Annotated in this window: 26 protein-coding genes and 1 riboswitch; of the genes, 13 read left to right on the top strand and 13 right to left on the bottom strand. The window is 62.2% G+C overall.

Annotated features, from left to right (window positions below; translation table 11 throughout):
* Position 1: 1 nt before the first annotated feature.
* Genes GTP58_RS03385 through GTP58_RS03375 form a run of 3 tightly spaced genes read right to left on the bottom strand, consistent with a single transcriptional unit; the run spans position 2 to position 4737 of the window.
* Positions 2-1564 (bottom strand): FGGY-family carbohydrate kinase, encoded by a 1563-nt coding sequence (locus GTP58_RS03385; RefSeq protein WP_161076267.1) that lies wholly within the window; start codon positions 1562-1564, stop codon positions 2-4.
* Between the two features lie 9 nt (positions 1565-1573).
* The gene (locus GTP58_RS03380; RefSeq protein ID WP_161076266.1) at positions 1574-3151 is read right to left on the bottom strand and encodes a glycerol-3-phosphate dehydrogenase/oxidase; all 1578 of its coding nucleotides are present in this window, start codon (positions 3149-3151) and stop codon (positions 1574-1576) included.
* On the bottom strand, positions 3148-4737 hold the full coding sequence (locus GTP58_RS03375) for an FAD-binding oxidoreductase (RefSeq protein WP_161076265.1): 1590 nt from the start codon (positions 4735-4737) through the stop codon (positions 3148-3150). The genes GTP58_RS03380 and GTP58_RS03375 overlap by 4 nt, the downstream gene beginning before the upstream one ends.
* 100 nt (positions 4738-4837) lie before the next feature.
* Here GTP58_RS03375 and GTP58_RS03370 point away from each other — a divergent pair, with 100 nt between their 5' ends.
* Positions 4838-5860 (top strand): AraC family transcriptional regulator, encoded by a 1023-nt coding sequence (locus GTP58_RS03370; protein ID WP_161076264.1) that lies wholly within the window; start codon positions 4838-4840, stop codon positions 5858-5860.
* Here GTP58_RS03370 and GTP58_RS03365 read toward each other — a convergent pair.
* From GTP58_RS03365 to GTP58_RS03355, 3 genes are read right to left on the bottom strand one after another with little or no spacing between them, the layout of a single operon-like run.
* Positions 5857-6303 carry a hypothetical protein gene (locus tag GTP58_RS03365; RefSeq protein WP_161076263.1) on the bottom strand — a complete coding sequence of 149 codons (447 nt, stop codon included), beginning with the start codon at positions 6301-6303 and terminating at the stop codon, positions 5857-5859. The two genes, GTP58_RS03370 and GTP58_RS03365, sit on opposite strands and share 4 nt — an antisense overlap.
* Positions 6304-6316: 13 nt before the next feature.
* Positions 6317-6844, bottom strand: coding sequence for an SRPBCC family protein (locus GTP58_RS03360; protein ID WP_161076262.1), 528 nt, complete (start codon positions 6842-6844; stop codon positions 6317-6319).
* Between the two features lie 18 nt (positions 6845-6862).
* Positions 6863-8290, bottom strand: a complete 1428-nt coding sequence (locus tag GTP58_RS03355; RefSeq protein WP_161076261.1) for a cytochrome P450 — start codon at positions 8288-8290, stop codon at positions 6863-6865.
* 84 nt (positions 8291-8374) lie between these two features.
* On the opposite strand from GTP58_RS03355, the gene GTP58_RS03350 reads away from it, so the two are divergent.
* Positions 8375-8779 (top strand): VOC family protein, encoded by a 405-nt coding sequence (locus GTP58_RS03350; protein WP_161076260.1) that lies wholly within the window; start codon positions 8375-8377, stop codon positions 8777-8779.
* Here GTP58_RS03350 and GTP58_RS03345 read toward each other — a convergent pair.
* Both GTP58_RS03345 and GTP58_RS03340 read right to left on the bottom strand, forming a co-directional pair.
* Entirely contained in the window at positions 8776-8976 is a 201-nt protein-coding gene (locus GTP58_RS03345; RefSeq protein ID WP_072780462.1) for a hypothetical protein, read from the bottom strand. The genes GTP58_RS03350 and GTP58_RS03345 overlap by 4 nt on opposite strands.
* A 14-nt stretch (positions 8977-8990) precedes the next feature.
* Positions 8991-11816 (bottom strand): pitrilysin family protein, encoded by a 2826-nt coding sequence (locus GTP58_RS03340; RefSeq protein WP_161076259.1) that lies wholly within the window; start codon positions 11814-11816, stop codon positions 8991-8993.
* A gap of 100 nt (positions 11817-11916) precedes the next feature.
* Positions 11917-12033, top strand: a riboswitch (FMN riboswitch).
* A gap of 99 nt (positions 12034-12132) precedes the next feature.
* On the opposite strand from GTP58_RS03340, the gene ribB reads away from it, so the two are divergent.
* A complete protein-coding gene (gene ribB / locus GTP58_RS03335; RefSeq protein WP_161076258.1) occupies positions 12133-12792 on the top strand; it encodes a 3,4-dihydroxy-2-butanone-4-phosphate synthase in 660 nt (219 codons plus the stop codon).
* Here the strand turns inward: ribB and GTP58_RS03330 are convergent.
* Positions 12789-14171 (bottom strand): MFS transporter, encoded by a 1383-nt coding sequence (locus tag GTP58_RS03330; protein WP_161077246.1) that lies wholly within the window; start codon positions 14169-14171, stop codon positions 12789-12791. The two genes, ribB and GTP58_RS03330, sit on opposite strands and share 4 nt — an antisense overlap.
* A gap of 88 nt (positions 14172-14259) precedes the next feature.
* Between GTP58_RS03330 and GTP58_RS03325 the strand changes: the two genes are divergently transcribed.
* The 7 genes from GTP58_RS03325 to GTP58_RS03295 are packed head-to-tail and all read left to right on the top strand — an operon-like array spanning position 14260 to position 19421.
* The gene (locus tag GTP58_RS03325; RefSeq protein ID WP_072781515.1) at positions 14260-15126 is read left to right on the top strand and encodes a LysR family transcriptional regulator; all 867 of its coding nucleotides are present in this window, start codon (positions 14260-14262) and stop codon (positions 15124-15126) included.
* A gap of 40 nt (positions 15127-15166) precedes the next feature.
* Entirely contained in the window at positions 15167-15952 is a 786-nt protein-coding gene (locus tag GTP58_RS03320; RefSeq protein WP_161076257.1) for an ABC transporter permease, read from the top strand.
* A 1-nt stretch (position 15953) separates the two neighbouring features.
* Positions 15954-16922 (top strand): MlaD family protein, encoded by a 969-nt coding sequence (locus GTP58_RS03315; protein WP_161076256.1) that lies wholly within the window; start codon positions 15954-15956, stop codon positions 16920-16922.
* Positions 16919-17566, top strand: coding sequence for a hypothetical protein (locus GTP58_RS03310; RefSeq protein ID WP_161076255.1), 648 nt, complete (start codon positions 16919-16921; stop codon positions 17564-17566). The genes GTP58_RS03315 and GTP58_RS03310 overlap by 4 nt, the downstream gene beginning before the upstream one ends.
* Before the next feature lie 13 nt (positions 17567-17579).
* A complete protein-coding gene (locus GTP58_RS03305) occupies positions 17580-18080 on the top strand; it encodes a DUF2867 domain-containing protein (protein ID WP_161076254.1) in 501 nt (166 codons plus the stop codon).
* Between the two features lie 30 nt (positions 18081-18110).
* Entirely contained in the window at positions 18111-19073 is a 963-nt protein-coding gene (locus GTP58_RS03300; RefSeq protein WP_161076253.1) for a nucleoside hydrolase, read from the top strand.
* A gap of 3 nt (positions 19074-19076) precedes the next feature.
* Positions 19077-19421, top strand: a complete 345-nt coding sequence (locus tag GTP58_RS03295) for a translation initiation factor Sui1 (protein WP_161076252.1) — start codon at positions 19077-19079, stop codon at positions 19419-19421.
* Between the two features lie 3 nt (positions 19422-19424).
* On the opposite strand, the gene GTP58_RS03290 is transcribed toward GTP58_RS03295, so the two are convergent.
* A complete protein-coding gene (locus tag GTP58_RS03290) occupies positions 19425-20033 on the bottom strand; it encodes a cysteine hydrolase family protein (RefSeq protein WP_161076251.1) in 609 nt (202 codons plus the stop codon).
* Between the two features lie 97 nt (positions 20034-20130).
* Between GTP58_RS03290 and GTP58_RS03285 the strand changes: the two genes are divergently transcribed.
* Positions 20131-21075, top strand: a complete 945-nt coding sequence (locus GTP58_RS03285) for a GlxA family transcriptional regulator (RefSeq protein ID WP_161076250.1) — start codon at positions 20131-20133, stop codon at positions 21073-21075.
* Here the strand turns inward: GTP58_RS03285 and GTP58_RS03280 are convergent, their stop codons facing one another.
* Complete coding sequence (locus GTP58_RS03280) at positions 21076-22332, bottom strand: DEAD/DEAH box helicase (RefSeq protein ID WP_161076249.1); 1257 nt, start codon at positions 22330-22332, stop codon at positions 21076-21078.
* Between the two features lie 113 nt (positions 22333-22445).
* On the opposite strand from GTP58_RS03280, the gene GTP58_RS03275 reads away from it, so the two are divergent.
* Complete coding sequence (locus tag GTP58_RS03275; protein WP_161076248.1) at positions 22446-23435, top strand: dipeptidase; 990 nt, start codon at positions 22446-22448, stop codon at positions 23433-23435.
* On the opposite strand, the gene GTP58_RS03270 is transcribed toward GTP58_RS03275, so the two are convergent.
* The gene (locus GTP58_RS03270) at positions 23436-24602 is read right to left on the bottom strand and encodes a mandelate racemase/muconate lactonizing enzyme family protein (RefSeq protein ID WP_161076247.1); all 1167 of its coding nucleotides are present in this window, start codon (positions 24600-24602) and stop codon (positions 23436-23438) included.
* 88 nt (positions 24603-24690) lie between these two features.
* Between GTP58_RS03270 and GTP58_RS03265 the strand changes: the two genes are divergently transcribed.
* Positions 24691-25620: a LysR family transcriptional regulator gene (locus tag GTP58_RS03265; protein ID WP_161076246.1), complete on the top strand. Its 930-nt coding sequence runs from the start codon at positions 24691-24693 to the stop codon at positions 25618-25620.
* Here GTP58_RS03265 and GTP58_RS03260 read toward each other — a convergent pair.
* Entirely contained in the window at positions 25550-25957 is a 408-nt protein-coding gene (locus GTP58_RS03260) for a hypothetical protein (protein ID WP_161076245.1), read from the bottom strand. The two genes, GTP58_RS03265 and GTP58_RS03260, sit on opposite strands and share 71 nt — an antisense overlap.
* Positions 25958-26009 lie beyond the last annotated feature (52 nt).

Here is a 26009-nt window from a genome sequence, read left to right as displayed (position 1 = left end):
GTTATAACTGCTCGGGGTAGCCGGTGATGTCGGCGATTTGCTGGTACATCGGCTGCAACTGCCTGTACATATTGAGGTACACGCGGCGGTAAAGCTGGTCGTAGATTTTCTGGTTGGCGGCGATGGGGTGGAACACGCGCCCCGGGCGCGTCATCGCGCGCGTGGCGGTGTCAAAGTCTTTGTGCAGCCCCAGGCCGGCCGCAATCGCTATCGCGGCGCCAAGTCCGGAAGTTTCGTAGACGTGCGCTCGCGCCGCGGGCAGGCCGAAGATGTCGGCGGTGAGCTGCATGGCGGCGTCGCTTTGCGAGCCGCCGCCGGCGATGCGCAGTTCCGTCACCGGCACGCCGCTGCGCTTTTCGATGCGTTCTTTGCCTTCGCGTAGCGCATAGGCCAGGCCTTCGAGAATGGCGCGGTACACATGGGCTCGCGTGTGGACGTCGCCAAAGCCGATCATCGCACCCTTGGCTTCCGGCCCCGGAATCCGGATGCCGGGACTCCAGTACGGCTGCAGCATCAGTCCCATGGAACCCGGCGGCACCTCGTTTACCAGCTGATCGAACATGGCTTCTGGCGCCATGCCCTGCTCCGCGCCCGCGATCTGCTCCAGATGCCCGAACTGCTCCTTGAACCAGTTGACCATCCAGTAACCGCGGAATATCTGCACCTCGGTGCTATATGCACCCGGTACCGCCGCAGGATACGGTGGAATGAATGGCGTCACTTCAACGTATTTTTTGCTGGTGGTGTTGATGGTGGCGGTGGTGCCGTAACTCAGGCAGGCGATGTGCGGCTCCAGGCTGCCGGCGCCGATCACTTCGCAGGCTTTGTCGGCCGCCGCTGCCACCAGCGGTGTGCCTTCCGGGATGCCGGTGACCGCTGCCGCTTCCGCTGTGATGGCGCCGATGATGGCGCCTGGTTCCACCAGCTCGGGCAGCATCCCGGGCTTCACGCGCAAGGCTTCCCACTTCCAGTCGCGCGGCCCGGCCCATTTGTGGCGCTTGTAATCGAACGGCAGATAGGCGACTTGCGAACCGATCGAATCGACATGGCGTCCGCACAGGCGGTAGTTGAGGAAGCCTGACAGCAGCAGATATTTGTGGGTCCGTTCCCAGATTTCCGGCTGCTGCTCGGCGATCCAGTTGATCTCCGCTTCGCGGCGGAAGTATTCGATGGTGTCTTCGACGCGCGCCAGCTTGAAGGCGGTGCGCCACAACAGGCTCAGTGGCTTTTGCTTGCCTACGCGGCGCTGGTCCAGCCAGGTAATCGCCGGCCGCAGGACTTTACCGTCGCGGTCCACGTTGACGACGGTACCGCGCTGGGTGGTCACCGCCACGCCTTTGATGGCACTGCGCGGAATGTCGGTAGTGCGCCACAGTTGCTGGCACGCGGCTGCCACGGCATCCCAGTAACCATCCGCGTCATGCTCGGCCCAGCCGGGATGCTCTGAGAAATATGCCTGCAAATGGATTTGCGATTTGGCGGCGAGGTTGCCGTTTAAATCAAACAGCAACGCGCGTACGCTCTGCGTGCCATTGTCGATGGAGAGCAGGTATTGGTCTGCCATGGTGTCTCGTTATGGTTTTAGTTTTGGTAGATTGTAATGCCTGGACCACAGCGTCAGATAATCGGCTTGCTCGCTTTCCCAACGCTGGTCACTCCAGCCAAGCTCCGGCTGGCAGATGGTGCGGATGCGCGGCAGAATATCCACGCCGCCGCCGCGCAACTGGATGCCGATGCGGCTACGGCGCAGCATCAGGTCTTCCAGCTTGCAGACGTCTTCGTGACGCGCGGCCCAGCGCAGCTGCGCCCAGATGGTTTCCGTGCCAGGGATGCATGCCAGTTCGCCAGGCTGCGCTGCATCGAGCAGCGCCTGTGCCGAGGCGCCGTAGCGCCCCTGCAGACGCTGCGCCTGCCCTGGCGGCAGGTCCGGCATGTAGCGCAGCAGTGGCGACGGCGCAAACACGGGTTGCGGCGCCAGCTTGCCCTGTAGTTGGGGCAGGCGCGCGGCGGCCAGCTTGAGCACATCCAGCGCGATGACACGGAAGGTGGTCAGCTTGCCGCCAGTGACGGTCAACAGGCCGTTCTCCAGCCACAGCGCGTGGTCGCGTGTCTCTTTGGACGGATCGGCTTTGCCGCTGTCGATCACGGGTCGAACGCCTGCATAGGTGGCGATGATATCTTCGTCGGTCAGCTCCAGTTGCGGGAACTGGGCATGCAGCGCAGCCATGAGGTAGTCGCACTCCTCGCGCGTGATGGCCGCTTCCATCGACAAATCCTGTTTATGATCGACGTCGGTGGTGCCGACCAGCGTCACGCCTTCCCACGGATAGGCAAACACCGGGCGGCCATCTGCCGGATGCATCAGGCTAATCGCCTGCGCCAGCGGCAGGCGCCAGGCTGGCAGCACCAGATGGCTGCCGCGCAAAGGCCGTAGCCTGTGACCCGCGCCACCGTCACCGGCCACGGAAGGCTGGCGCAAGCGATCTGCCCAGGCACCTGTGGCACTGATGACCAGCCGTGCGCGCACTTCGTGCTGTTCGCCACTCTGGCCGTCCCGCAGCCATACGCCGGCTGCTTCGCCGTCGTCATTGCGCACGAGGGATTCAACCGCCATGTAGTTGAGCGCCACACCACCGTGCTGGCGCGCTTCCTGCAACACGCGCAGCACCAGCCGCGCATCGTCGGTCTTGGCGTCGGTGTAGACCATGCCGCCTTGCAGACCGTCCGTTGCCACGTTTGGCGCCAGCGCGGCAAACTCGGCACGGTCAAAATAATGACGTCCGCTTTGTCCTGCCATGCGGTCGTAGATCGCCAGCCCGACCAGGAACGCGCGCTTGCCCGGCTTGCGCCCGGCATAGTCGCCGAACGCAAAGCTTTGCGGCTCGACCAGGCCTGCGCCCTGTTGCAGCAGGTGTTCGCGCTCGTGCACGGATTCACGCGTAAGCCCGAACTGCCCTTCTTTGAGATACCGTAAGCCGCCGTGCACCAGCTTGGAGGAACGGCTGGACGTGCCCCACGCGAAATCGCGCTGCTCGACCAGCAAGATCTTCAAGCCACGTCGCGATGCCTCCAGCAGTATGCCGGCGCCTGTGATGCCGCCACCGATGACGACGACATCCCACGCTCCCGCCAACGCACTTTGCCTGCTCATGGCAACAGCTTCCCTGGATTCATGATCTGCTGCGGGTCCAGATGGTCAAACATCGCCCGCAGCGACGACATCCCCAGGCGCCCCTTCTCCGCCGCCAGATACGGCGCGTGGTCCGTACCTACGCCATGCTGGTGGCTGATGGTGCCGCCATTCTCCACAATCGCCATGCTGACGGCCTTCTTCAGCGACTTCCAGCGCGCCAGATCCGACTCGTAATCGCCCGCCAGACGGTACACAAAAGTCGTGTACACACTGGCACCCTGCGCATACAGGTGCGACAGGTGGGTATAGGTATGTACCTGTTCGCCGTGCTGTTCCAGCGCCGCCGTCGCCGCCGTTTCTATCGCGCGCATCATGACTTCCACGCGTGGCCAGTCGACCGCCGTCTCCACGGTATCGATGGCAAAGCCGTGCTGCCATGCTGCGTTGCGCAGGTAGACGTTGCGGAAGCGGTTCTGCTTCCACTTTTCGCCCATATAGCGCCCCATGTGCACACCGCCGTGCGGAGTGGTCAGCGACAATGCCTCACGCAGGGCCGCGCGCGCCAGGGCTTTACGGCCGCTGACGCCGATCATCAGCATGCACTTGCCTTCTTTGCAGCCGCGCAGTGACAGATAGCCCTCGAGCAGCGAGATCAGTTTCTTGTGGCCCGCCAGCGCCAGCATGGTCACCGTCTCCAGCGCATTCGACAGCCGCAGCATGGAGAGCGACAACCCTGCCTGCACGATCTGCCGCACCGCCGTCTCGGCTGCCGACCAGCTGGGGAAGAACACCGCATGGAAGGATTCATATGCTGGCGCAGCCGTCACGCGCACCGTCGCCTCGGTCAGGATACCCATGCGGCCTTCGGAACCCAGCACCATCTCGCGCAGGTCCGGCCCCGCTGCGGATGCAGGGAAGGTCGGCAGATGCAGCGTGCCGGATGGCGTCTCCATCGAGCCGCCACGGAACATCTGCTCGATACGCCCATAGCGCAAGGACTGCTGCCCCGACGAACGCGTCGCAACCCAGCCGCCCAGCGTCGAATACTCGAACGATTGCGGAAAATGTCCCAGCGTATAACCGCGCGCACGCAGCTGCGCCTCCAGGTCCGGCCCGAACACGCCGGCGCCAAACGTCGCCAGTTGCGACTCCGTATCCAGGTACAGCAGCTGCCGCATACGCGTCATGTTCACCGCCAGTGCCGGCATTTCAGCGGGCGCCGTCAGATGGCCGCCCACGCTGGTGCCACCGCCCTGCGGTATCAGCGCCACGCCATACTGCTGCGCATAGTCCAGCAGGTCGCGCACGTCCTGCGCGCTTTCCGGATAGGCCACGCCATCCGGCGTCGTGCCGATCACGCCATAGCGCAGCCGCAGCCAGTCCGGCAGGCTCTGGCCCAGCGCATTGCGCAGCCTGACCTCCGGTGCGACATCAATCAGGCGATGCGGCGGCAGGCGCGATTCACGCACCTGCGCGCATGCCTGCTCAAACGCCGCATCCTTCACCGGCTTGCCGGCGCCCACGCGCTGCACGAGAAAGGCCAAGGCCTCCTCATTGAGCGCAAATTCAACTGCATCATCACCCCAACCGTTCCAGCGTCTCATTGTTTTTCTGTCTCCCTGGCGGAGCGCTTGCTATACTGACGCGCACCGATTATTCACCAAATAAGGTTAAAACAATGCCTTCTGCCGGTATTGCGCATTCATGACATCCGCCTTGTTCGATCATGCCAAGCGCGTCGCAGGCTCTTATCTGCAACCGCTGCTGGAGGCTGCCGCCCAGCGCGGCGTCAACGCGCAGGCGCTGGAAAGCGCGGCCGGTCTGGCGCCTGGCGCCCTCGATCCGCTGCCGGAGTCGCTGCCGGCCGATGTCTACGTGCGCCTGCTGGATATCGGCGCCGAACTGGCCAACGATCCGCATTTCGGTCTGCATGTGGGCCAGTGCGTCAAACTGGGCACCTACACTGTCTACGGCCTGATACTTCTGAGCTGCCGCGATTTCGGCCAGGTCTTCGAGCAGACCATGCGTTACGAGCAGCTGGCCCATGATCTGGGCCGCTCCTCCATGACGATCGAAGATGAGATGGCCCGCTACACCTGGCATAGCAACTATGGCAGCGCTCACCGCCATCTGGCCGACAGCGTGTTTTCGGGCATACGCGTCTTCAGCAACTGGCTGGCCGGTATGAAGCTGCCCGCCAACCAACTGACCTTGACGCATGACGGCGGCCCGGCCGAACTGCGCGAGGAATACGTGCGGGTGCTGGGCGAGATGCCCGTCTTCGGCGCGCAAACCAATACCGCCAGCTTCACCTCCGCCATGCTGTCCTGGCCTGTGCCGAACGCGGACGTCAGCCTCTATCCGGTGCTGCAGCAGCATGCCGAGCAGCTGCTGCAACAGCGCACCACGTTACAGCCGTCGATTACGCAGCAGGTCCATGCCGCCATCGTCGCCAATCTCTCGCATGGGCAGGTGCGGCTGGCATCAATTGCGCAGGAGCTGAAACTGTCGCCGCGTACCCTGCAGCGCAAACTCAGCGATGCGGGAAGCAGCTTCCAGCAGGTGCTGGACCAGGCGCGCTTCGCGCTGGCCAGGGATTATTTGCGGCGGCCGGAATTAAGCCTGGTGGATATCGCCTTCCTGCTTGGATATCAGGAGCAAAGCGCTTTCAATCACGCTTTCAAGGAGTGGGCCGGCGTCAATCCCGGCGCGTACCGCAGCAGTTAAATGGTGTCGCCGCGCACCCGGATGAACGGGCCGATGCAGCGCTCCAGATCACGCTCAACGCACATCACAAACAGGTTGCCGTTGGGGTGAAATTGCAGGTAGCTGGTAACGGCCTTGCCTGGTTTGGTGACCTCGCCACTGCAATCGCGCTTGCCGTTGTCTTTGAAGATGGTATCGGTTTCTTTGTAAAAGCCCTCTTTGTCGGGCTGGTCGCTGATGGTGAAGGTGGATTCGGCCACCTCCTCATTGCTGAACACCAGCGTGGTGCCGTCCGCGCGGATACGATAGGTCTCGGTGCAGGAACCATCGGGCAGCGTGATGCGCCAGGTGCCGACGACGGGATGATCCGCGCGCAATGGCGCACCAGCCTTGGCGCCGGCAGCGGCCGATGCCACAGCGGGCAGCAGCGCCAGTGCCATCAACGTCCAAACTCGCATCCGCATCGCACACCTCCGTTTATTTTTCCGCCACCGTCTTCATTTGCGACAGGCCGCTTTCAAACGCCGGACCGATCATGCTGTCCATGCTGACGAAGATTGTCATCAGCTTGGCCATAAAATCCGTCTTGCCGGACATGGTCCAGCTGACGACAGTGGTATCGCCTTTTGGCTCCAGCACAAAATCCGTCATGGCGGTTGACGCCATCGGCTGGAAGAAGTCCAGCTTGATGTTGACCTTGGCCGGTGGCGTCAGGCCAACGATTTCCATGCGGCCGCTGCCCACGTTTTTATTCCCTTCCCAAGCATAGACCGCGCCGAGATCCTTGGGCGCACCACTGAAGGTGCGTGTCATGCCCGGGTCCAGCTTCTCCCATGGCGACCACTGCGGCCACTGATGGAAGTCGCTAATGAGCGGCTGGATTTTTTCAGGCGGCGCCTTGATGGCGATGGAGCGCGTCACGCTGTACGTGCCCGGCTGCAGGGCAGCCACGGCCAGCACAATCAGGATCAGCACCGACAGGCCAATGATAATCTTCTTGAACATGGTTTCCCCTTTTCTGGATTAATTATGCACCAGCCGGACCGGCAACACATCCGGCGTCATGGTGAAGGTAAAGCACTCGCGCGCGGAAGGCGCACCTGGCACGCGCGCCAGCGCAAAATTCCGCGTCAACATGGACATCACCATCTTGATTTCCGCCATGGCGAGGTAACGCCCCGGGCAGAAACGCGGCCCGCCGCCAAACGGAAACAGCTTGCGGCCAGGGTCGTCGCCCTGCCCGATGGCGCCATCCAGCCAGCGTTCCGGCATGAAGCGCTCGGGCTCGGACAACTCGCATTCGCGCTCCGATGCATGGCGCAGCAGCAGGAAAATCACGGTACCCGCCGGCACGGCCAGATCGCCCAGCACCACATCCTGATTCGGCTCCGCCGCCATAAACGGCGCCACCGGCTTGAGGCGCATGGCTTCGCGCGTTGCGGCGTCGATGTATTTGAGCTTGTCCAGCAAATGATAATCATCGAGCACGGTGCGCGCGCCCAGCACCTGCTGCGATTCTGCCGCCATATGCGCCGCAGCCTGCGGGTGATCGGCCAGGAACTCCAGCAGCCACGCGGCAGTGTTCGACGTGGTGTCTTCGCCCGCAAACACCATGGTGATGGCGTTGCCCACCACGCCCTCATCGGTAAAGCCGGAATCCGGCTCGTCGCGCGCCACAATCAGGGCCTCCAGCATATTCGCGGGTTTCTGGCGCAATGCCGGATTCTCCGCCAACCGCTTGCGCGCGCCGGCGATGAAACCGAAGATCGCCTGTTGAATGCGCGCTGCGGCAGCAACCGCTTCATGATCCTGCTCGCGCTTGAGCATCGGCACGCGCCAGTAGGCAAACGGCGTGGTCAGACGCTTGGCCACCAGCTTGAACAGGAACTCGATATCGCGCTGCAGCGGATGCTCTTCCAGCTCCAGCGTGTTGATGTCCTGCCCCATGGCCAGGCCGATGATCACGTCCAGCGTGTACGCCTTCAGGTCGCGCAGCAAATCAACGGGGCGGCCATCGGCAATGGCACGCTCCCAGCGTAGCCGCAGGCGTTCCGTCATCGCCGACAAGGTCGGGAAAAAGTTATGGATCACTTCCGGCGTCAGCGCACGCATCACCAGCTTGCGCTGGCGGCGCCATTCCTCGCCTTCGGCCGTGAACAGGCCGCGCGTGCCCACTTCATTCAGCATTTCCGCCGTGCGGCTGGAACGGCGCATCACGTCCGGCCGGTCGCGCAGCAGCGAGGCGATCAGATCGCGGTCGGCCGTGGCCAGCATCTGCTTGCGCATGATGCGGAAGCGGTAGAGCGGACCATGCTCGCGTGCCCAGCCCTCCAGCACACGGTGGAAAGGCTGGGCGCGAATCTCGCGTATATTGCCCATCAGCGGCCGCGCCCTTGGCCCTGGCAGATCGGTAATCTGGCGCTGCGGCGCCATGCCCGGTGTAAGTTCCATGATGTTTTTTTCCATTCCCGTCCGTCTCCGCGTACACTTGGGTCTCCAAATGTTGACGATATACTCACTCGCGGGAGGAAGCAAATGCTGTCGCACGTTTATGTGGGAATTAACAACTTTGAACCGGCGCTGGCGTTTTACAGCGCGGTGCTGGAGGCATTGGGCGCAAAGCTGCGCTTCGCCGACGCCAGCAAGCCGTGGGCGGCATGGCAACCGGCGGAAGGCGGGCGGCCGTTGTTTGTAATCGGCGCGCCCAACAATGGCCAGCCGGCTGCCGCCGGCAATGGCCAGATGGTTGCCTTGCTGGCAAATTCACGGGAGATCGTGGATCGCGTCTATGCAGCCGCGCGCGAGCATGGCGGCACTTGCGAAGGTGCGCCGGGTCTGCGTCCGCAGTATCACGCCAACTACTATGGCGCCTACTTCCGCGACCCGGAGGGGAATAAATTTGGCGTCGCCTGTCACGACGCCGTGCCGGATAAGGCTTAGGCCAGGGCTTCCTTGGCCGCTTCCTCAGGCGTCAAGCCTTCGTAGAACTGGTCGGTGAACCATTCTACCTGCTCTTCAATATGTTCCTGCGCCTGCTCCTGCGTGGCGCCGCCCTTGACCAGGAAGCCCTCCACTTCGATACACCAGTTAATCAGTTCCAGGGTTTCCGGGTCCAGCTCTTCTTTTTTCTTTGCCATGATTGCATTGCTCCTTACTTCTCGGGGTACAGCACTACTTGCAGATAGTTGTCGGTATCGAAGTAGCGTTGCGCGGCCTCTTTCAAGTCCGCAGCCGTCAGCGCGTTCACGCGTGACTCATAGGCCAGTATATCCTCTGGATTGTTATTGTTGAAGAAGGCATTTTGCAGGGACGCCATCCAGTAGCCGTTTTCACGCATGCCTTTGCGGTAATTCTTGATCCACGAGGCCTTGACCTTGTTCAGGTCCGCCTCTTCCGCGCCGCCCTGCTTGATCTTGTCGATTTCAGCAAAGGTCGCGGCCAGTACCTTGTCCACGTTCTCCGGCGCGCATGGCAGGCTGGCGTTGATAGTGTAGTTCCCGTACGGGATACGGCTCATGGAGCCGCTCATGCCGCCGCTGTACATGGCGCCCATCTTCTCGCGCAGCGTTTCAATCAGCTTGAGATTCATGACTTCCACCAGTGCCTGCAGGCGCATGCGTTCGGCGCGCGAGTAAGCCACTTCGCCGGTGAAGGACAGCGAGATCGTGCTCTTCGGCTCGGAGCCGGCATGCACCTCCTTCTTCACCACGCCCTTGATCGGACGGACGCCTTCGTCCTTGAACGCCACCGGAATCTCGCCCACCGGCAAACTGGCCAGGTAAGTCGCGATCAGCGGCTTGATCTTCGCCACATCGAAGCTGCCGACAATGAAGAAGGTGAAGCCGCGCGCGCTGGACATGCGGCTGTTATAGATATCCAGTACGCGGTCCAGCGCCAGTTGGTCAAAGTCGGCCGGCTTGGCAGCGCGCAGCACACGCGGATTGTTGTTATACAGGGTGGACGTCACCGTGTCGTAGAACACCGACTCCGGCCTTGCCAGATTGTTCTGCGCCAGTTCGCGCTGGCGATCCACGTAGGCGGTGTAGATTGCAGCGTCCTTGCGCGGCTGCGTCATTTGCAGATACACCAGCTGCAGCATGGCCTCCACATCCGAACTGCCCGAGCTGCCGCCCACCGATTCATTGAGCGAGCTGACATTGGCACTGGAGCTCACGCTCTTCCCTGCCAGGACTTTCACCAGATCGTTGGGCGTGTAATTCAGCACGCCCATCTGGCCGACGATGCTGCTGGCGTAGTGCGCGGCAAAGACATCGCTGTCCGGCAGCAGCGACCAGCCGCCGTAGCGCAAGCCGCCCAGAATCACTTGGTCGTTATTGAAATCCGTCGGCTTGAGCACGACCTTGACGCCGTTGCTCAGCGTGAGTTCCGTGGTGCCGATGCTGGCGTTGACCTTTTCGCTGACTATGCTGCCGGCTTTCGGCAGCGCCGGCATCAGCTGGCTGGCGTAGACCTTCTCTTCCAGCGGCTTGACGGCGTTCTTTTCCGCTGCGCTCGCAGTCGCCACCAGTTCATCGGCTTTCGGCTGCACCACGCCCGGCTTGTCGACGCCGGAATAGATCACCAGTTTGCTCTGATTGAGCGGAATCGCGGCGCGTACGGCGGCATTCACCTCCTGCACCGTAATACCGGGGATCAGCTCCGTCGCGTAACGGTACTCCGCAGCGGTGCCAGGAATCGTCTCCTGCTCCAGGAAGTTACGGATGTATTCCGCCGCGTAGCCACCCGAGTCGGACTTGTCACGCTCGTTGTACATGCGCTCGTAATTCCGCAGCAGTCCTTTCTTGGCACGCTCCACTTCAGAGGCGGTAAAGCCGTACTGGCGCGCGCGCTGGTCTTCCTCCACCAGCGCATTGATGGCCGGCGTCGCACCGCCCTTGCCCAGCACCGCACCTGCGCCAAACGAGCGGTAACCGCGCACGATCTTGTTCATGCCGCTGCCGCCTTGCAGGAATGGCGGATTCGCCTGCTGCGTCAACTCGTACATGCGCTGGCTGAGGATGAAGCTGTACATGCTGTCGATCAGCTTCTGGCGGTAATCGGCAATCGTCTCGCCGGCCGGCCAGGACTGGATCGGATAGCGGATGTAGACGGTGTTGGCGCTGACTTCCTTGTCGGTGAAGACGATGCCTTCGGAATCCTGGCGCTCAGGGATTTTGGCGTAGTCGCGTGGACGCGGTGTGGCGGGATTTTTCAGCTTGCCGAAATGCTGTTCAATCAAACGCTGCGCCTCGGCCGGATCGATGTCGCCAACGGCCACCACCGCCATCAGGTCCGGACGATACCAGTCGCGGTAGAAGCGCTTGATGGCGTCGTATTTGAAGCTCTTGAGGATGTCCTCTTTACCGATCGGCATACGCTGCGCATAGCGTGAGCCGTTCAGCACCTTGGGCAGGACGATCTTGTTCATGCGGTCGTCCACACCCTTACCGAGGCGCAGTTCTTCCAGCACGATGCCACGTTCGCTATCGATATCGGCATCGTTGAACGACAGGCCATGCGCCCAGTCTTCCAGCACCTGGAAGCCCTTCTCCACAACTTCCTTATTGTCAGTCGGGATAGGCAGGATATAAACCGTCTCGTCGAAACTGGTGTAGGCATTGAGGTCCGCGCCAAACTTTACCCCAATCGACTGCAGATACGATACCAGCTCATTGCGTTTGAAGTGCGTCGAGCCGTTGAATGCCATGTGCTCCGTGAAGTGCGCCAGGCCCTGCTGGTCTTCGTCTTCCAGGATGGAGCCTGCCTTCACCACCAGCCGCAGCTCCAGCTTCTTCTCCGGACGGCTGTTCTTTTGAATGTAGTACGTCAGGCCATTGGCAAGTTTGCCAACCTTGACCTGCGGTCCAACTGGAATCTTGTCACTTAGCTTAAGTGCTGGAAGATCGTCGGCTTGCGCCAGAAAAGTACACGCCACCAGTGCAGCGCCGGACAGGATACGCAGGTTATTCAGCTTCATTCCGCAGTGCTTGAAAATTTTAGAGAACAGCTACCATACACCGAAATTCTTAATTTAGGCTAGAATCCTCGCTTGCCTGCCACCCGGCGGGTAACAACAACGACGTCTTCGGGGCGGGGTGCAATTCCCCACCGGCGGTAAAGCCCGCGAGCGCTTCGGCGCAGATCTGGTGTAACTCCAGGGCCGACGGTTAAAGTCCGGATGAAAGAAGATGTGCGCTTATTACGTATCCTGCTGCCCGAGAGATCGGCGTAGCTGGCTGCGCGTATTCGCTTGCCCTGTCGCGTTCCTGATTCTTACAAGGAGCGTTTCACCTATGCTGGACCAAACCGCAGTATCCCCTTACTCCCTCGTATCCGATGACCTGGAAGGCCGCATCCACGCGGCGCTGGAAGCCATGCGCGCCGGTGTGCCTGTCATTTTGCTCGATGATTTCGACCGCGAGAACGAAGCGGACCTGATCGTCTCCGCTGAAAAGATGACCGTGGAAACCATGGCCATGATGATCCGCGAATGCAGCGGCATCGTTTGCCTGTGCCTGAGCGCCGACAAGGTGCGCGAACTGGAACTGCCGATGATGGCGGCCAATAACGGTAGCCGTTACGGCACGCCGTTCACGGTATCGATCGAAGCGCGCGAAGGCGTGACCACCGGCGTCTCCGCTGCCGACCGCGTCACCACCATCCGCGCGGCGACGGCAGCAAACGCCAGGCCATCCGACCTGGTACATCCAGGCCATGTCTTCCCGCTGCGCGCCACGCCAGGCGGTGTACTGGCCCGCAAAGGCCATACCGAAGGCTCGGTCGACCTGTCCACCATGGCGGGCCTGAATCCATCGGCCGTACTGTGCGAGTTGATGAACCCGGATGGCACCATGATGCGCGGCGCCGACATCGAACGTTTCGCCGAACTGCACCAGATGCCCATTCTGACCATCGCCGAGATGATCGAATGGCGCACCAAACACGGTATTTAAACCGGTTTTCCCAGCTTGACGTAGCGGTAGACCAGGCATAGCGCGCCTGCGTATGCCGCTGCGATCAGCGTGAACGCCAGCGGCAGGCGCAGCGACCAGTTCTGCGCCATGTGCATCACCGTGCCCATCATCGCCACGCCCACCAGCGCGCCGATCTGGCGGTTGGCGTTGAGTGCGGCGGCGGCGCTGTTGGCGTGCGCCTTGCCGGCCACCAGCATCACGGTGGCTGTCATGCCAGGAATCGCAATACCGATCGCAACGTTCATCACCACCGCCGCCGTTACCAGCAGCCAGTAAGGCGTTTCGGGACGCAGGCCAAGCAGCATCAGTACCGCCATGAGCAGGCCAACCATCAGGCCATACAGCATCGGCGGCCGCGTACCTGTGCGGGCGGTAATGCGGCCCGAGGTCAGGTTGCCGATGGCGAAAGCCGCCATCATGGGAATCAGTTTCAGGCCCGTTTGCAGCGCGTCCGCCCCGCCCTGCTGGATAAAGAGGCTAAGCAGGAACAGCTGGCCAAACACTGCAAAATTAATCATGAAGCCGACGCCGTTGGCCGCTGCGAATGCCGGCGTTTCAAACAGCGCCTTGGGCAGCAGCGGATGCGCGCCATTGCGCTCGCGCCGCACCAGCAGCGTCGCCACGGCCATCGCCGCAGCCGCCGCGGACAACACCGCAGCGGACGTCCAACCCAGCACCGGGCCTTCAATCAGCACAAAGCTCAGCGCCGCCAGCATTGTCACGCCCAGCACGTGGCTCAGCATTGACAGATCACGCTCGTGGCGCGGCGTGGCAGGCGCCAGCACCTGCGTCAGCACGATGCCCAGCAAGCCGATAGGCACGTTCACCCAAAACACGCTACGCCAGCCAAATTCGTGCACCAGCAGGCCGCCCACCAGCGGGCCGGCGGCCGACGAGCAGCCAACAATGGCCGACCAGGTACCCAGCATGCGCGCACGCGTGGCCTGGTCTTCATAAGCATGCGTCAGCAGGCTCAGGGAACTGGGCATGAACAGCGCGGCGCCGGCGCCTTGCAGCAGGCGCGCGGCGATCAGCGCATTACCGCTCGGCGCGAGCGCGCATAGTACCGAGCCAAGGATAAACACGCACAACCCGCCCTGATACACGGCTTTGGGGCCGTAGCGGTCGGCCAGCGCGCCGCCCGCCATCAGCAACGCGGCAAAGGTCAGCGTGTAGCCGTCCACCACCCACACCAAGCCCGTGAGCGGCACCGACAGGCTGGCCGAGATGTCGGACAACGCCGTATTGACGGCGGTGACATCGATCATCGCCATCACAAAGCCGATGGCCAGCGTCATCAGCATCAACAGCGGGGGAATCTGGCGGGCTGGCGCCGCCGTTGTGGTTGTCGTGTTCATGCGCGCATGGTAGGCCGCTTGCGCGATGCAGTAAATACGCATAACATCAGCACTCCGATGCAAAAATGCATCACGTGAAATGCCCGCCATGGACTGGGACAACGCCCGCATCTTCCTCGCCATTTACCGCAAAGGCACGCTGCGCTCTGCCGCTGCCATGCTGGATATCGACCAGGCCACCGTCGGCCGGCGCCTCAACGCGCTGGAAAGTTCGCTGAACGCGCGGCTGTTCCTGCGCACGCCATCGGGCTATATGGCCACGCCGGCCGGCGAACTGGCGCTCAGCGCCGCCGAGAAGATGGAGCAGGCGGCCCTGCAGTTCCAACGCGAGATGCAGGGCATCGACAACCGCCTGTCGGGCAGTGTGCGCGTGACCACGTCCGACACCATGGCCATCCACTTTGTCATCAACGCCATGCAGCGGCTGCACGTGCAGCATCCCGATATCCGCATTGTGCTGAGCACCAGCACCGATATCACCAGCCTGACGCGGCGCGAGGCCGACCTTGCGGTACGTACCCTCAAGCCCACCAGTCCCGACCTGATCTCGCGCCACCTGGTCAGGCGCAGCATGGGCCTGTACGCTACGCCGGGCTACCTGAAGGCGCGCGGCATGCCGGTCCAGGGCAATGGGCTGGCCGGCCACGACATCGTGATCTATCAGGCCACAGTGGCGCCCCGCCATCGCGAGAAAATATGCCTGGAACCCGTGCACAACGCACGCGTCGCCATGGAGGTCAACAGCGGCCTGGCGCTGATCGAAGCGGCGCGCCAGGGCATGGGCGTCACCGAACTGCCCTGCCACATGGCCGACGGCGACAAGCGGCTGGTACGCATCTGGCCGGAGCGCGTCGATCACTATGACGTCTGGCTGGTGATGCACAGCGATTTGAGCCGCAGCGCGCGCGTACGCGCAGCAGCGGATGCCATCATCGCCAGCTTCCCGGAAAAGTAGCGGACGCCTGCCTGGGCGCCGGCGGTGCTAATATGCCAATATGAGCACACAAGCATCGATCCCTACCGTCCTGCAACGGCTGCATCAGGGCACAGTCGACTGGCTGCATAGCTGGTGGCGGCTGCTGCACTTTGCGGTGGTGATGTTCACGCTGGCACTGCTGCCCTCCACCTATGGACGCGACAAGCGCCCCCTGCTCGCGCGTCACCTGGTTGCCGATACGGCGCCCAACCTGGCCTGGTATGGCGTGCTGTCCGCGCTGGTCAGCCTGGTGCTGATACGGATTGTGGTGGTGACCTCGCAAAGCTACGGCCTGTCGCGCTTTGCGCTGGAGATGGTGGTGCGGGTACTGGTGCTGGAACTGGTGCCGCTGACGGCAGCAGCCTTCGTTGCCCTGCGCACCACACTGCCGGCAGGATTGGAATTCGCCCAGCGTCGCAGCGCCGGCACGGTGACGCTGGCCGAGCTGCACACCGAGTTCTTCCCGCGCGTAGCAGCAGGCATCTTCGCCGTGTGGATGCTGGCGGCGGTCAGCTGCGTACTCACGCTGATACTGGCCTACCTGTCGCTGTATGGCTTTACGCCGTGGGCAATGGCTGGCTACACGCGCGTGGTGGGACAGGTGTTCAACCCGGCCGTGACACTGATCCTGGTGCTGAAAATCGTGTTCTTCAGCTTTGCCGTCGGACTGATTCCGATGGCCTCCTCCTTTTATTTTGGCGCCAGCTACCGCAACAAGGTCACGCACGGCCTGTCGGACATGGTGCGCCTGTTTGCCGTGATGCTCTTCATCGAAGTCGCGTCGCTCATGGGGAACTACTACTAATATGACAGAACAAACCAATGAAACCGCCCCGGTGCGGAATGCCGAATTCAAGGCCGCCATGCTGCTGGTGCTGATGGTGGCGCTGGTACTTGGATCCGCCCTCTACCTCATGTACGCGCGCGGCGCCTTCGAGTCCACCCAGACGCTGGTGCTGCAGGCAGACGATTCCGAAGGCGTAGTGGTCGGCATGGACGTCACCTTTGCCGGCTTCCCCATCGGCCGCGTGCGGCGCATTGAATTAAGCACAGAAGGCAAAGCCCACGTGCTGGTCGACGTCCCGCGCAAGGACGCGCACTGGCTGCGCAGCTCCAGCATCTTCACGCTTGAACGGGCGATCGTCGGCGGCGCCAAGCTGCGCGCATTCAGCGGCATCCCCACCGATCCGCCATTGGAAGACGGCGCTACACGTTCGCTGCTGGTTGGCGATGCAGCCGCCGAAATCCCGCGCCTGCTGGCGTCCGCACGCGAGCTGCTGCAAAACCTGAACGACCTCACAGCGGAAAATTCCGCACTGGCCGCCAGCCTCGCCAATGTGCAGGGCGTTACCGGCAAGCTCAATGGCCCGTATGGCGCCATGGGCGTGATCGCCGGCGACGACAAAAATGCACAGCAGCTTGCCGAGCGCGCCAACAAGCTGCTGGTCACCGTCAATGCGCTGGCGGTAAAGGCAGATAGCCTGATCGGCCACGCCGACGAACGCGTCTTCGGCCAGCAAGGCGTGATGACGGATGCGCAAGCCACCATCGTCCAGTTGAATGGATTGCTGGCGGATGCGCGCAACAGCCTGAAAAAAATGGATGCCGTGCTGGTTGAAGCGCAGGCCGTCGCCTCCAACACCAAGGAAGCTACGGCAGATCTGGGCGCCTTGCGCGGTGAAGTGGAAAGCAGCTTGCGCCGCGTCGAACAACTGGTCAACGAAATCAACCGCAAATGGCCATTCAAGCGCGATACGGAGATCAAGCTGCCATGAAAAAAATCATCGCGATATCCGTCCTGCTGCTCGCTGGCTGCGGCAACAATCCTCCTGTGCCAGACTGGCAGATGAACGCGCAAAACGGCATCGAGCACGCCACGGCAGCCTACATGGAAGGCAACGCCCGTGTTGAAGCCGCAGAACACCAGCGCGCCCGCAGCGCGCTGGCCAGTACCGGCAAAGTGGATTTGATGATACGCGCGGAACTGATCCAATGCGCGGCCCGTGTCGCCTCGCTGGTCTTCGAAGACTGCGCCGGCTATCAAAAACTCGCACAGGACGCCAGCCCGGCGGACCGCGCCTACGCCGCCTATCTGGCCGGCCAGGCCACCAGCGCCGACGCAGCCCTGCTGCCTGCGCAGCACCAGGCGGTGGCAGCCGCCGCAAGCGACCAGGCAGCAGCAAGCGCCGTCCAGGCCATCGCCGATCCTTTGTCCCGGCTGGTGGCCAGCGGTGTCCTGCTGCGCACCAGCCGCGCCAGCCCACAAGTGCTGGCCAACGCCGTGGACACCGCCTCCGCCCAAGGCTGGCGCCGGCCACTGCTTGCCTGGCTTGGCGTGCAGGCCATGCGCGCCGAGCAAGCTGGCGACACGGCCGAAGCCCAGCGCATCAAGCGCCGCATCGCCCTTATCACGCGCTAAAACAGGAACCGCCATGACCGTTCTCGAAACCGCCATCCCGCAGCAAAGCGAAATCGCCCAGCGCCTGCCCGGCGCCTATTTTCATGACTGCTTTAGCGTGGATACCACGCCAAACACGCTGTCCGCGCTGGAGACCTATCTGAAGGTGATCGCCACCACGCCACGCTGGGTCAACACGGCCATGGCGCTCCGCAACCGCATCGTCCAGCTGGTCGGCCTGCAAGACCTTGGCCTGCTGACCGACATCGATCCAGACAAACCAGCCAGTGCTTACACGGTCGGCGACCGTATCGGCATCTTCCGCATCCGCTACCTCAGCGAGCGGGAAGTCATCCTCGGCGACAACGACAAACACCTCAAAGTCGAACTCTCCATCTGCAAGACGCAGCAGCAGGTTTCGGTCAGCACCGTGGTCCACATCAACAATACGCTGGGACGCATCTATATGTTCTTTGTGGCGCCGGCCCATCGCCGCATCGTTCCTGCCACGTTGAGGAAAGCCCGCTTCCTGTAAAATCCTGCTTCCAACGCATCAGGGATTTACATGGCCTCCACCCTCGCCCGCACTGTACGCGGGCTGTTTTCCGTACTTGCACTGTCCTGCGCGATGCTGGCGCAGGCCGCACCGCAGAAAGTCATCGTCGACATGGACATCGGCGACGACATCGATGACGCCTTCGCATTGGGCCTGCTGCTGCAAAGCCCCGAGATCGAGATTGTCGGCATCACCACCGCCTGGGGCGACACCGCACTGCGCGCGCAACTGCTGGAGCGCATGCTGCGTGAAACCGGCCATGGCCAAATTCCGATAGCCCAGGGTATCCATACCACCGGCAACCCGCAGCCATTTACGCAAGCCCGCTATGCTCAGCGCGGCAAGCTGCCGCCAAAGATCGACGCGGCCGGCTTCATGCTGGACCAGATCAAGCGCCAGCCCGGCCAGATTACCTTGCTGGCCCTTGGCCCGCTGACCAATATCGGCGCCGCCATCGAACGCGATGCCGCCACCTTCGGCAAGCTCAGACAGGTCGCAATGATGGGCGGCTCGGTACGCAGCGGTTACCGCAAATCGCAATACGTGCCAGCGCGTCCGGTTGACAAGGAGTACAACATCGTCTCCGACATCGCCAGCGCACAAAAGCTGTTCACCTCCGGCGTGCCGATTGTGATGATGCCCGTCGATTCCACGCAAATCCGCCTCGACGAAGTGGAACGCAACGCCCTGCTCGGCCACGGGTCGGCCGTCACCGACGCATTGGCCCTGCTCTACCACCAGTGGATAAACGCCTATCAGCCATGGTCCAGCAATATGCCGTCGTTGTTTGACGTGGTGCCGGTCGCATGGATGATCGATCCATCGGTTTGCCCCACCATCCCGCTGCGCATCATGGTCGATCACGAAGGCTACACGCGCGAACAGGCTGGCACACCCAACGTCCAGGTATGCCTGGCCTCTGACCAGAAGCGCTTCTTTGAGATTCTGATGCCGCGTTTATTGAAGGACTAAACCATGGCCCTCGTCTACTCCACCGAAACCGGGCGTATCTGCCCGGACTGCCGCAAGCCGCTCAGCGACTGTACATGCAAAGCCGCCGCCAAGGCCAGGCCGATTGGCGACGGCAACGTCAAAGTCTCGCGTGAATCCAAAGGACGCGGCGGCAAAACCGTCACGCTGGTGCGTGGCCTGCCACTGGATGCCGACGCACTGGCAGCGCTGGGCAAGCAATTACGCAGCGCGTGCGGTTCCGGCGGTACCGTCAAGGATGGCGTCCTCGAAATCCAGGGTGACCATTGCGAACGCGTGATGGCCGAGCTGACAAAACTCGGCCACAAGCCCAAGCGCGTGGGCGGCTAAGCCTTATTTGCGGGTGCGCTGGTAGGACTGATAGATGTTGTCACGCTCCAGCGCACGCCCGTCACGTACGGCCGCAATCCATTCATCGGTGCTGGCCACGGCCGCAAAGCTCGAATGGAACACCGTGCTGAAAACCCGGTGTATCTCTTCTGCACTCGCTTTTCCGGCCGCATTTTCATACGATGGCGAGCCGCCGGCATCCGCCAGAAACTCCACCGTCAGCCCCTTGTGCGCCGCCTCGAAGATGGTGGAAGCATTGCAGTTGTGCGTCATATAGCCGACCACCGTCAGCGTATCGATGCTGTTGGCGGCGATCCATTTGTCCAGATCCGTATCCGTGAACACGCTGGCGTAAGCCTTGTTGATCTGGTGGCTGGCCTGGCGCCTGGCCACTTCCGGGTGCAGTTTCCAGCCCTCCGAACCTTGGGCAAAGATAGGCGACTGTTCCGGGGCGTCGTGCTGCACGACGACGACCGGAATTTCAGCCACGCGCGCAGCATCCATGGCGCGGGTGATATTCGGCAGGGAGATAGCCACTGGCGGGTATTCAATCGGCAATTGACCGCTGAAGTATTCGTTTTGTACATCAATGACAAGCAGGGCACGGCGCATTTTAGTTCTCCTTGGTGGGTTGCGATGAGAGACATTGTGCGCGTTCAGCGGCTGTCAAAACAGTGGCCCGTAGGCATACATACGATACAATCGGGCCATGCGCGCCCAATATAAAATTGCCGTCGTCGCCTTCGACGACATCACACCCTTCCATCTATCCGTGCCAGGCATGGTGTTCCGGCATGTGGAGGCGTTCGACATCAGGATCTGCTCGCCCGATCCTTCGCCATTGCGCACCACCGGCGGTTTCGACATCTCCGTGCCTTACGGCTTGCAGACAATGAGCCGCGCCGATATCGTCATCGTACCGACCTGGCACGACGACTGCCGGCCAGCACCTGCGACGCTGCTGGATGCGCTGCGCCGCGCCCACCGCCGTGGCGCCCGGATTGTCGGCCTGTGCCTGGGCGCGTTTCCGCTGGCGGAAGCGGGGCTGCTGAATGGCCGCACCGCCACCACCCACTGGTCGTTTGCACACACCTTGGCCGAGCGCTTCCCCGCCGTCACCGTGGACCGTGAAGTGCTTTACGTGGATGATGACATTCTGACGTCAGCCGGCGTGGCGGCGGGACTGGATTGCTGCCTGCACCTGCTGCGCGAACTATGCGGCGCTGAAGTGGCCAACCGCGTGGCGCGCCAACTGGTGGTGGCGCCGCATCGTCAGGGCGGCCAGGCCCAGTTCATCGAGCGTCCGATTCCCGTCAGCGGCAGCGATGACCGCTTTACGCAGGTATTGGAATGGGTGAACCAGCATCTGGCCCACGATCACAGCATCGACGCACTGGCCGGCCGCGCGGCCATGAGCCGCCGCAATTTTACGCGCCACTTCCGTGACGCCACCGGCACCTCGTTCAAGCAATGGCTGCTGAACCAGCGCGTAGCGCACGCCCAGGGCTTGCTGGAGACCAGTGATGTATCGATAGAAGTGGTGGCGCAGGAAGCCGGATTCGGTTCGGCGCTATCGCTGCGCCAGCACTTCCGCGCCACGCTGCATACATCGCCGTCCGAGTACCGGCGTCAGTTCCGCGATACCGCAGCCTGATTATTTTCCGGCCGCTTCAAGCGCAGCGGCTTCGCGCAGCTTGTCCTTCTTGCTCTTGCGCTTGCCCTTGATGCCACCGTTGACGATGTCAGTCACACCATTGGCCGGCGCCGGCGCCACCTCGGTCGGCTCAAAGCCGGCAATCACTTCACGCTCGACGCGGCCGCCCTGGCGGCTCTCGATCAGGCGGAAATGCTGTTCCGTTTCGGCGGTCACAAAGCTGATGGCCACGCCGCTCAAACCAGCGCGGCCGGTGCGGCCTATGCGGTGGGTGTAGTCGACCGCGGAGCGCGGCAGATCGTAATTGACCACAGCGGGCAAGCGCGCCACATCAATGCCGCGTGCCGCCACGTCGGTCGCCACCAGCACTTGCAGGCGGCCCTCTTTAAAATCCTTCAGCGCGTCGGTACGTGCGCCCTGGCTCAATTCGCCATGGAAGGACGCGGCGCGGATGCCATTGCGGTTCAACTTCTCGGCCACATGGTCGGACGCGTATTTGGTAGCGACAAACACCATCACACCGCGCCATTGATTTTCCAGGATCAGATGCTTGAGCAGCATGGTACGGCGCGGCACATCCACCGTGATCGCGCGCTGCTGGATGTCCGGCCGGCTCTCCGGCTCCGCCAGGACCTCAATCCGCGACGGCTGGTGCAGCATGCTGTCCGCCAGCGCCTGTACTGCAGGCGGGAACGTGGCGGAAAAGAACAGGCTCTGACGCTGCTTGGGCAGCAGCTCCAGGATGCGGTTCAGTTCTTCGCTAAAGCCCAGATCCAGCAAGCGGTCTGCCTCGTCCAGCACCAGCATGCGGGTATGCGAGATATCCAGTGCGTTGTGGTCAATCAGATCCAGCAGACGGCCCGGCGTCGCCACCACGATGTCCGCGCTGCCCCGCAGCGCCATCATCTGTGGGTTAATCGACACACCACCGAATACCACCGCCAGCTTGACCGGTTCATTCAGATGCTCCGCCAGCTTGCTGATGGATTCCCCTACCTGCGCCGCCAGCTCGCGCGTCGGCACCAGCACCAGGCCATGCAGCTTGCGTGGCCATTTACGCTTCTCTACCATCGATTGCAGCAGCGGCAGCGCAAATGCGGCCGTCTTGCCGGAACCGGTTTGCGCAGCGCCCAGCACATCCTCCCCGCGCAGGATGGCGGGAATGGCGGCGCGCTGGATGGCGGTTGGTTCCTGGAAGCCGATTTCGGTAACGGCGTTAAGCAATGAGGGTGCAAGGCCCAGCGTAGAGAAAGACATGTCGGCCTTTGGGTAGGTGAATACGGTGAAAAGCCGACAGTATAAAGCATGCGGCAAATTTGCCCTTCCCGGCCATTCGTGGGAATATAGCCTTTTTGACCACACAGAAGATCATGATTAACTGGGACGCCCACGCTTGTCTGCCGCAACATCCACTGGCCGACTTCACGCCGGTGCGCAAGCTGCACGCCGCTGGCGTGAATTATGTATCGCTGAACGTGGGCGCGGACATGAACCCTGTGTCGCAGGTAATGTCCGTGATCGCGGGCTACCGCGCCACCATCGCCGCCGACCCAGAGCGTTATGTGCTGGTGTCCAGCGTGGACGACATCATTCAGGCCGCAGCCGACGGCCGCATGGCCATCACCTTCGATCTGGAAGGCGCCATGCCATTGATGGAGCAGCCGGAGATGGTTGCACTGTATGCGCAACTGGGCGTGCGCCAGATTCACTTCGCCTACAACCGCAACAACAGCGTCGCGGATGGCTGCCATGATGTGCCACGCGGCCTGACGTCCCTGGGGCACCGCATGGTGGAAGCCGTCAACGAAAACGGCATCCTGATGGACTGCTCGCATACGGGTCGTCTGTGCAGTCTGGATATCATGAACGCCTCATCCCGGCCGGTCATCTTCAGCCACGCCAATCCGTACACGCTGGTGCAGCATGGCCGCAACGTGACGGATGAACAGATTCGCGCCTGCGCGGCGACTGGCGGCGTGGTGTGCGTCTCCGGCCTCTCCTTCTTTATCGGCAGCGCGCAGCCAACCGCCGACGACGTGGCACGCCACGCGGCCTACGTGGCCGACCTGGTGGGCGTACGCCACGCCGGCATAGGGTTGGACATCTGCTTCACCGAGCCTGGACTGGATGACACGCCGCCAGGCGCATTCGATCCATCGCACTGGTGGCCCTCGTCGGCCGGCTACAGCATGGAGCACCCGCCAACCTTCACGCCACCGGAAGTATGGCGCGAGTTGCCGCTCGCGCTGCGCAGGGTCGGCATGAGCGACAGCGAAGCGGAACTGGTCCTGGGCCGCAATATGATGCGCGTTGCACAGCAGGTGTGGAACGCGCCCGAGCAACTGGCCAAAGCTGCGTGATTATTCGCTCAGCGCCTTCATCTCGCTATACAGATTGGCCTTGCCTTCAAAGCCTATGCCCACCAGGTCCGGCATGGTGATGTAGCCGTTATCGACCTGCACGCCGTCCGGGAAACCGCCAAAGGGCTGGAACAGGTCGGGGTAGGATTCGTTGCCCCCCAGGCCCAGGCCAGCGGCGATGTTCAGCGACATCTGGTGGCCACCGTGCGGGATGCAGCGGTTGCGCGACCAGCCATGCTGGTGCAGCATATCCAGCGTGCGCAGGTATTCCACCAGACCATAGCTCAGGGCACAGTCGAACTGCAGCCAGTCGCGGTCCGCGCGCATGCCGCCGTAACGGATCAGGTTACGCGCATCCTGCATGGAGAACAGGTTCTCGCCTGTCGCCATGGGTTTGTCGTAGTAGTTGCGCAGCGTGGCTTGCAGTTCGAAGTCCAGCGGATCGCCTGCCTCTTCGTACCAGAACAGATCATAATGCGACAGCGCTTTGGCGTATTTGACGGCCGTGTCCAGATCAAAGCGGCCGTTGGCGTCTACCGCCAGCTTCTGGCCATCCCCCAGCACACTGAGGATGGAGTCGATGCGGCGCAGGTCCTCGTCCAGCGAAGCGCCACCGATTTTTTTCTTGACCACGTTGTAGCCACGGTCGATGTAACTGCGCATTTCGTCTTTCAGCGCCTCGTGACTCTGGCCCGGATAGTAGTAGCCACCGGCGGCATAGACGAATACCTTGCGGTCCGGGGCGCCGGCGCCGTAGCGCTCCGCCAGCAGCTGGAATAGCGGCTTGCGTTCGATCTTGGCGACGGCGTCCCAGATCGCCATGTCGATGGTGCCGATGGCAACGGAACGCTCGCCATGGCCGCCCGGCTTCTCGTTCGTGAACATGCAGTCCCACACCTTGTGCGCGTCCAGATTGGTGCCTTCATCGTTCAGCAGCGACAGCGGATCGGCTTCCAGTATGCGGGGGATGAAACGCTCGCGCATCAACTTGCCCTGGCCATAGCGGCCGTTGGAGTTGAACCCGTAACCCACGACCGGCTTGCCATCGCGGATCACATCGGTAATGACCGCCACCAGGCTCAAGGTCATTTTGCTGAAATCGATGTAAGCGTTGCGGATCGGGGAGCTGATCGGGATGGTCTTTTCGCGTATCTCGACTATTTTCATGATGTGGTCTCCGTTAAAGAATGGTGACAGCTTACTCTTGAAAGATAGTCGTATAATTTACTGACATTGATTCCTTTATTAACTTCAAGTGAATAACGACATCGTCTCGGAAATGGCATTCTTTGTGCAGCTGGCCAGGCTGGGCAGCCTGGCCGCCACTGCGCGCGAGCTGGGTTTGACGCCACCAGCCATCACCAAACGACTGCTGCAGATGGAGCAGCGTCTCGGCGTCCGTCTGCTGAACCGCACCACGCGGCGCGTCAGCCTGACCAGCGAGGGTGAGACTTATCTGACACAAGCTGCACGCATCTTGGCGGACATCCGCGACATGGAGGAATCCGTATCCAGCAGCCGCGCCGCACCGAAAGGCCTGCTGCGCGTGAATGCGACGCTGGGGTTCGGGCGCACGACGATCGCCCCGCTGGTGTCGGCGTTCGCCAAGCGCTATCCCGACATTGAAGTGCAGCTCCAGCTCACCGACCGTGCCATCAATCTGGTGGAGGACGCGTACGACCTGGGCATCCGCTTTGGCGAGCTGCCGGATACACGCCTGGGCGCGCGCAAGATCCTCTCCAACCAGCGCTACCTGTGCGCCTCGCCGGCCTACCTGAAACGCAATGGCGTACCGCAGACACCACAGGCGCTGACGCAGCACCGCTGCATCCTGCACCGCCAGAACGACGATACCTACAGTACCTGGAAACTGCAAAAGGGCCGCAAGCACGAAACCGTGAAAGTCCACGGCAGCCTGTCCAGCAATGACGGTGATGTGGTGCTGGGCTGGGCGCTCGACGGTCATGGCATCCTCCTGCGCTCCGAATGGGATGCGGCCAAGTACTTGGACAGCGGCCGCCTGCAAGTCATCCTGCCCGACTACACCCTGCCCTCGGCGGACTTGTACGCGTATTACCCCAGCCGTCAACAGCAACCTGCGCGGGCGCGGGCCTTTATCGACTTCCTGGTAGAGAGCGTGCCGGCAGCCACTGGACCACGCCCCAGGACAGCTCCGGGACGATAAATAGCCATAACAGCGGTGCACCAGTGGCGTTCAGCGTCCACATCATCCAGGTGGTGAACAGCAGCCGGGCGACACCGTCGAAGCGGCCGTAGCGTACTTGTGGATCGCTGATGCGCAACGCGGCCCACACCAGCACCACGCTGCCCAGCAGGCACGCGAACAGCACATGAAATGGCGTGAACGCGGGCAGCGCCGTACCACCCAGCTGCTGGTTGATGGCACTCAGCTGCGTGTGCGCGGCGGCGAAGGTCCACGGGGTGGCAAACGGCGCGGTGACAATCAGGTCGTAGACGGCGCTGCCCAGGACGATTTTGCGGAAGTTTGCGGCTGTAAGCATGGTGGCTCCTCAAAGTGATGAGGCATGCTAAAGGCTGGAGTACACTCCAGGG

Origin of the sequence: Duganella sp. CY15W (assembly GCF_009857555.1) — a bacterium.
GTDB lineage: Bacteria > Pseudomonadota > Gammaproteobacteria > Burkholderiales > Burkholderiaceae_D > Rugamonas > Rugamonas sacchari.
Note: the sequence above shows the minus strand (reverse complement) of the source record. Positions and strands in the feature narration are given on the sequence as shown.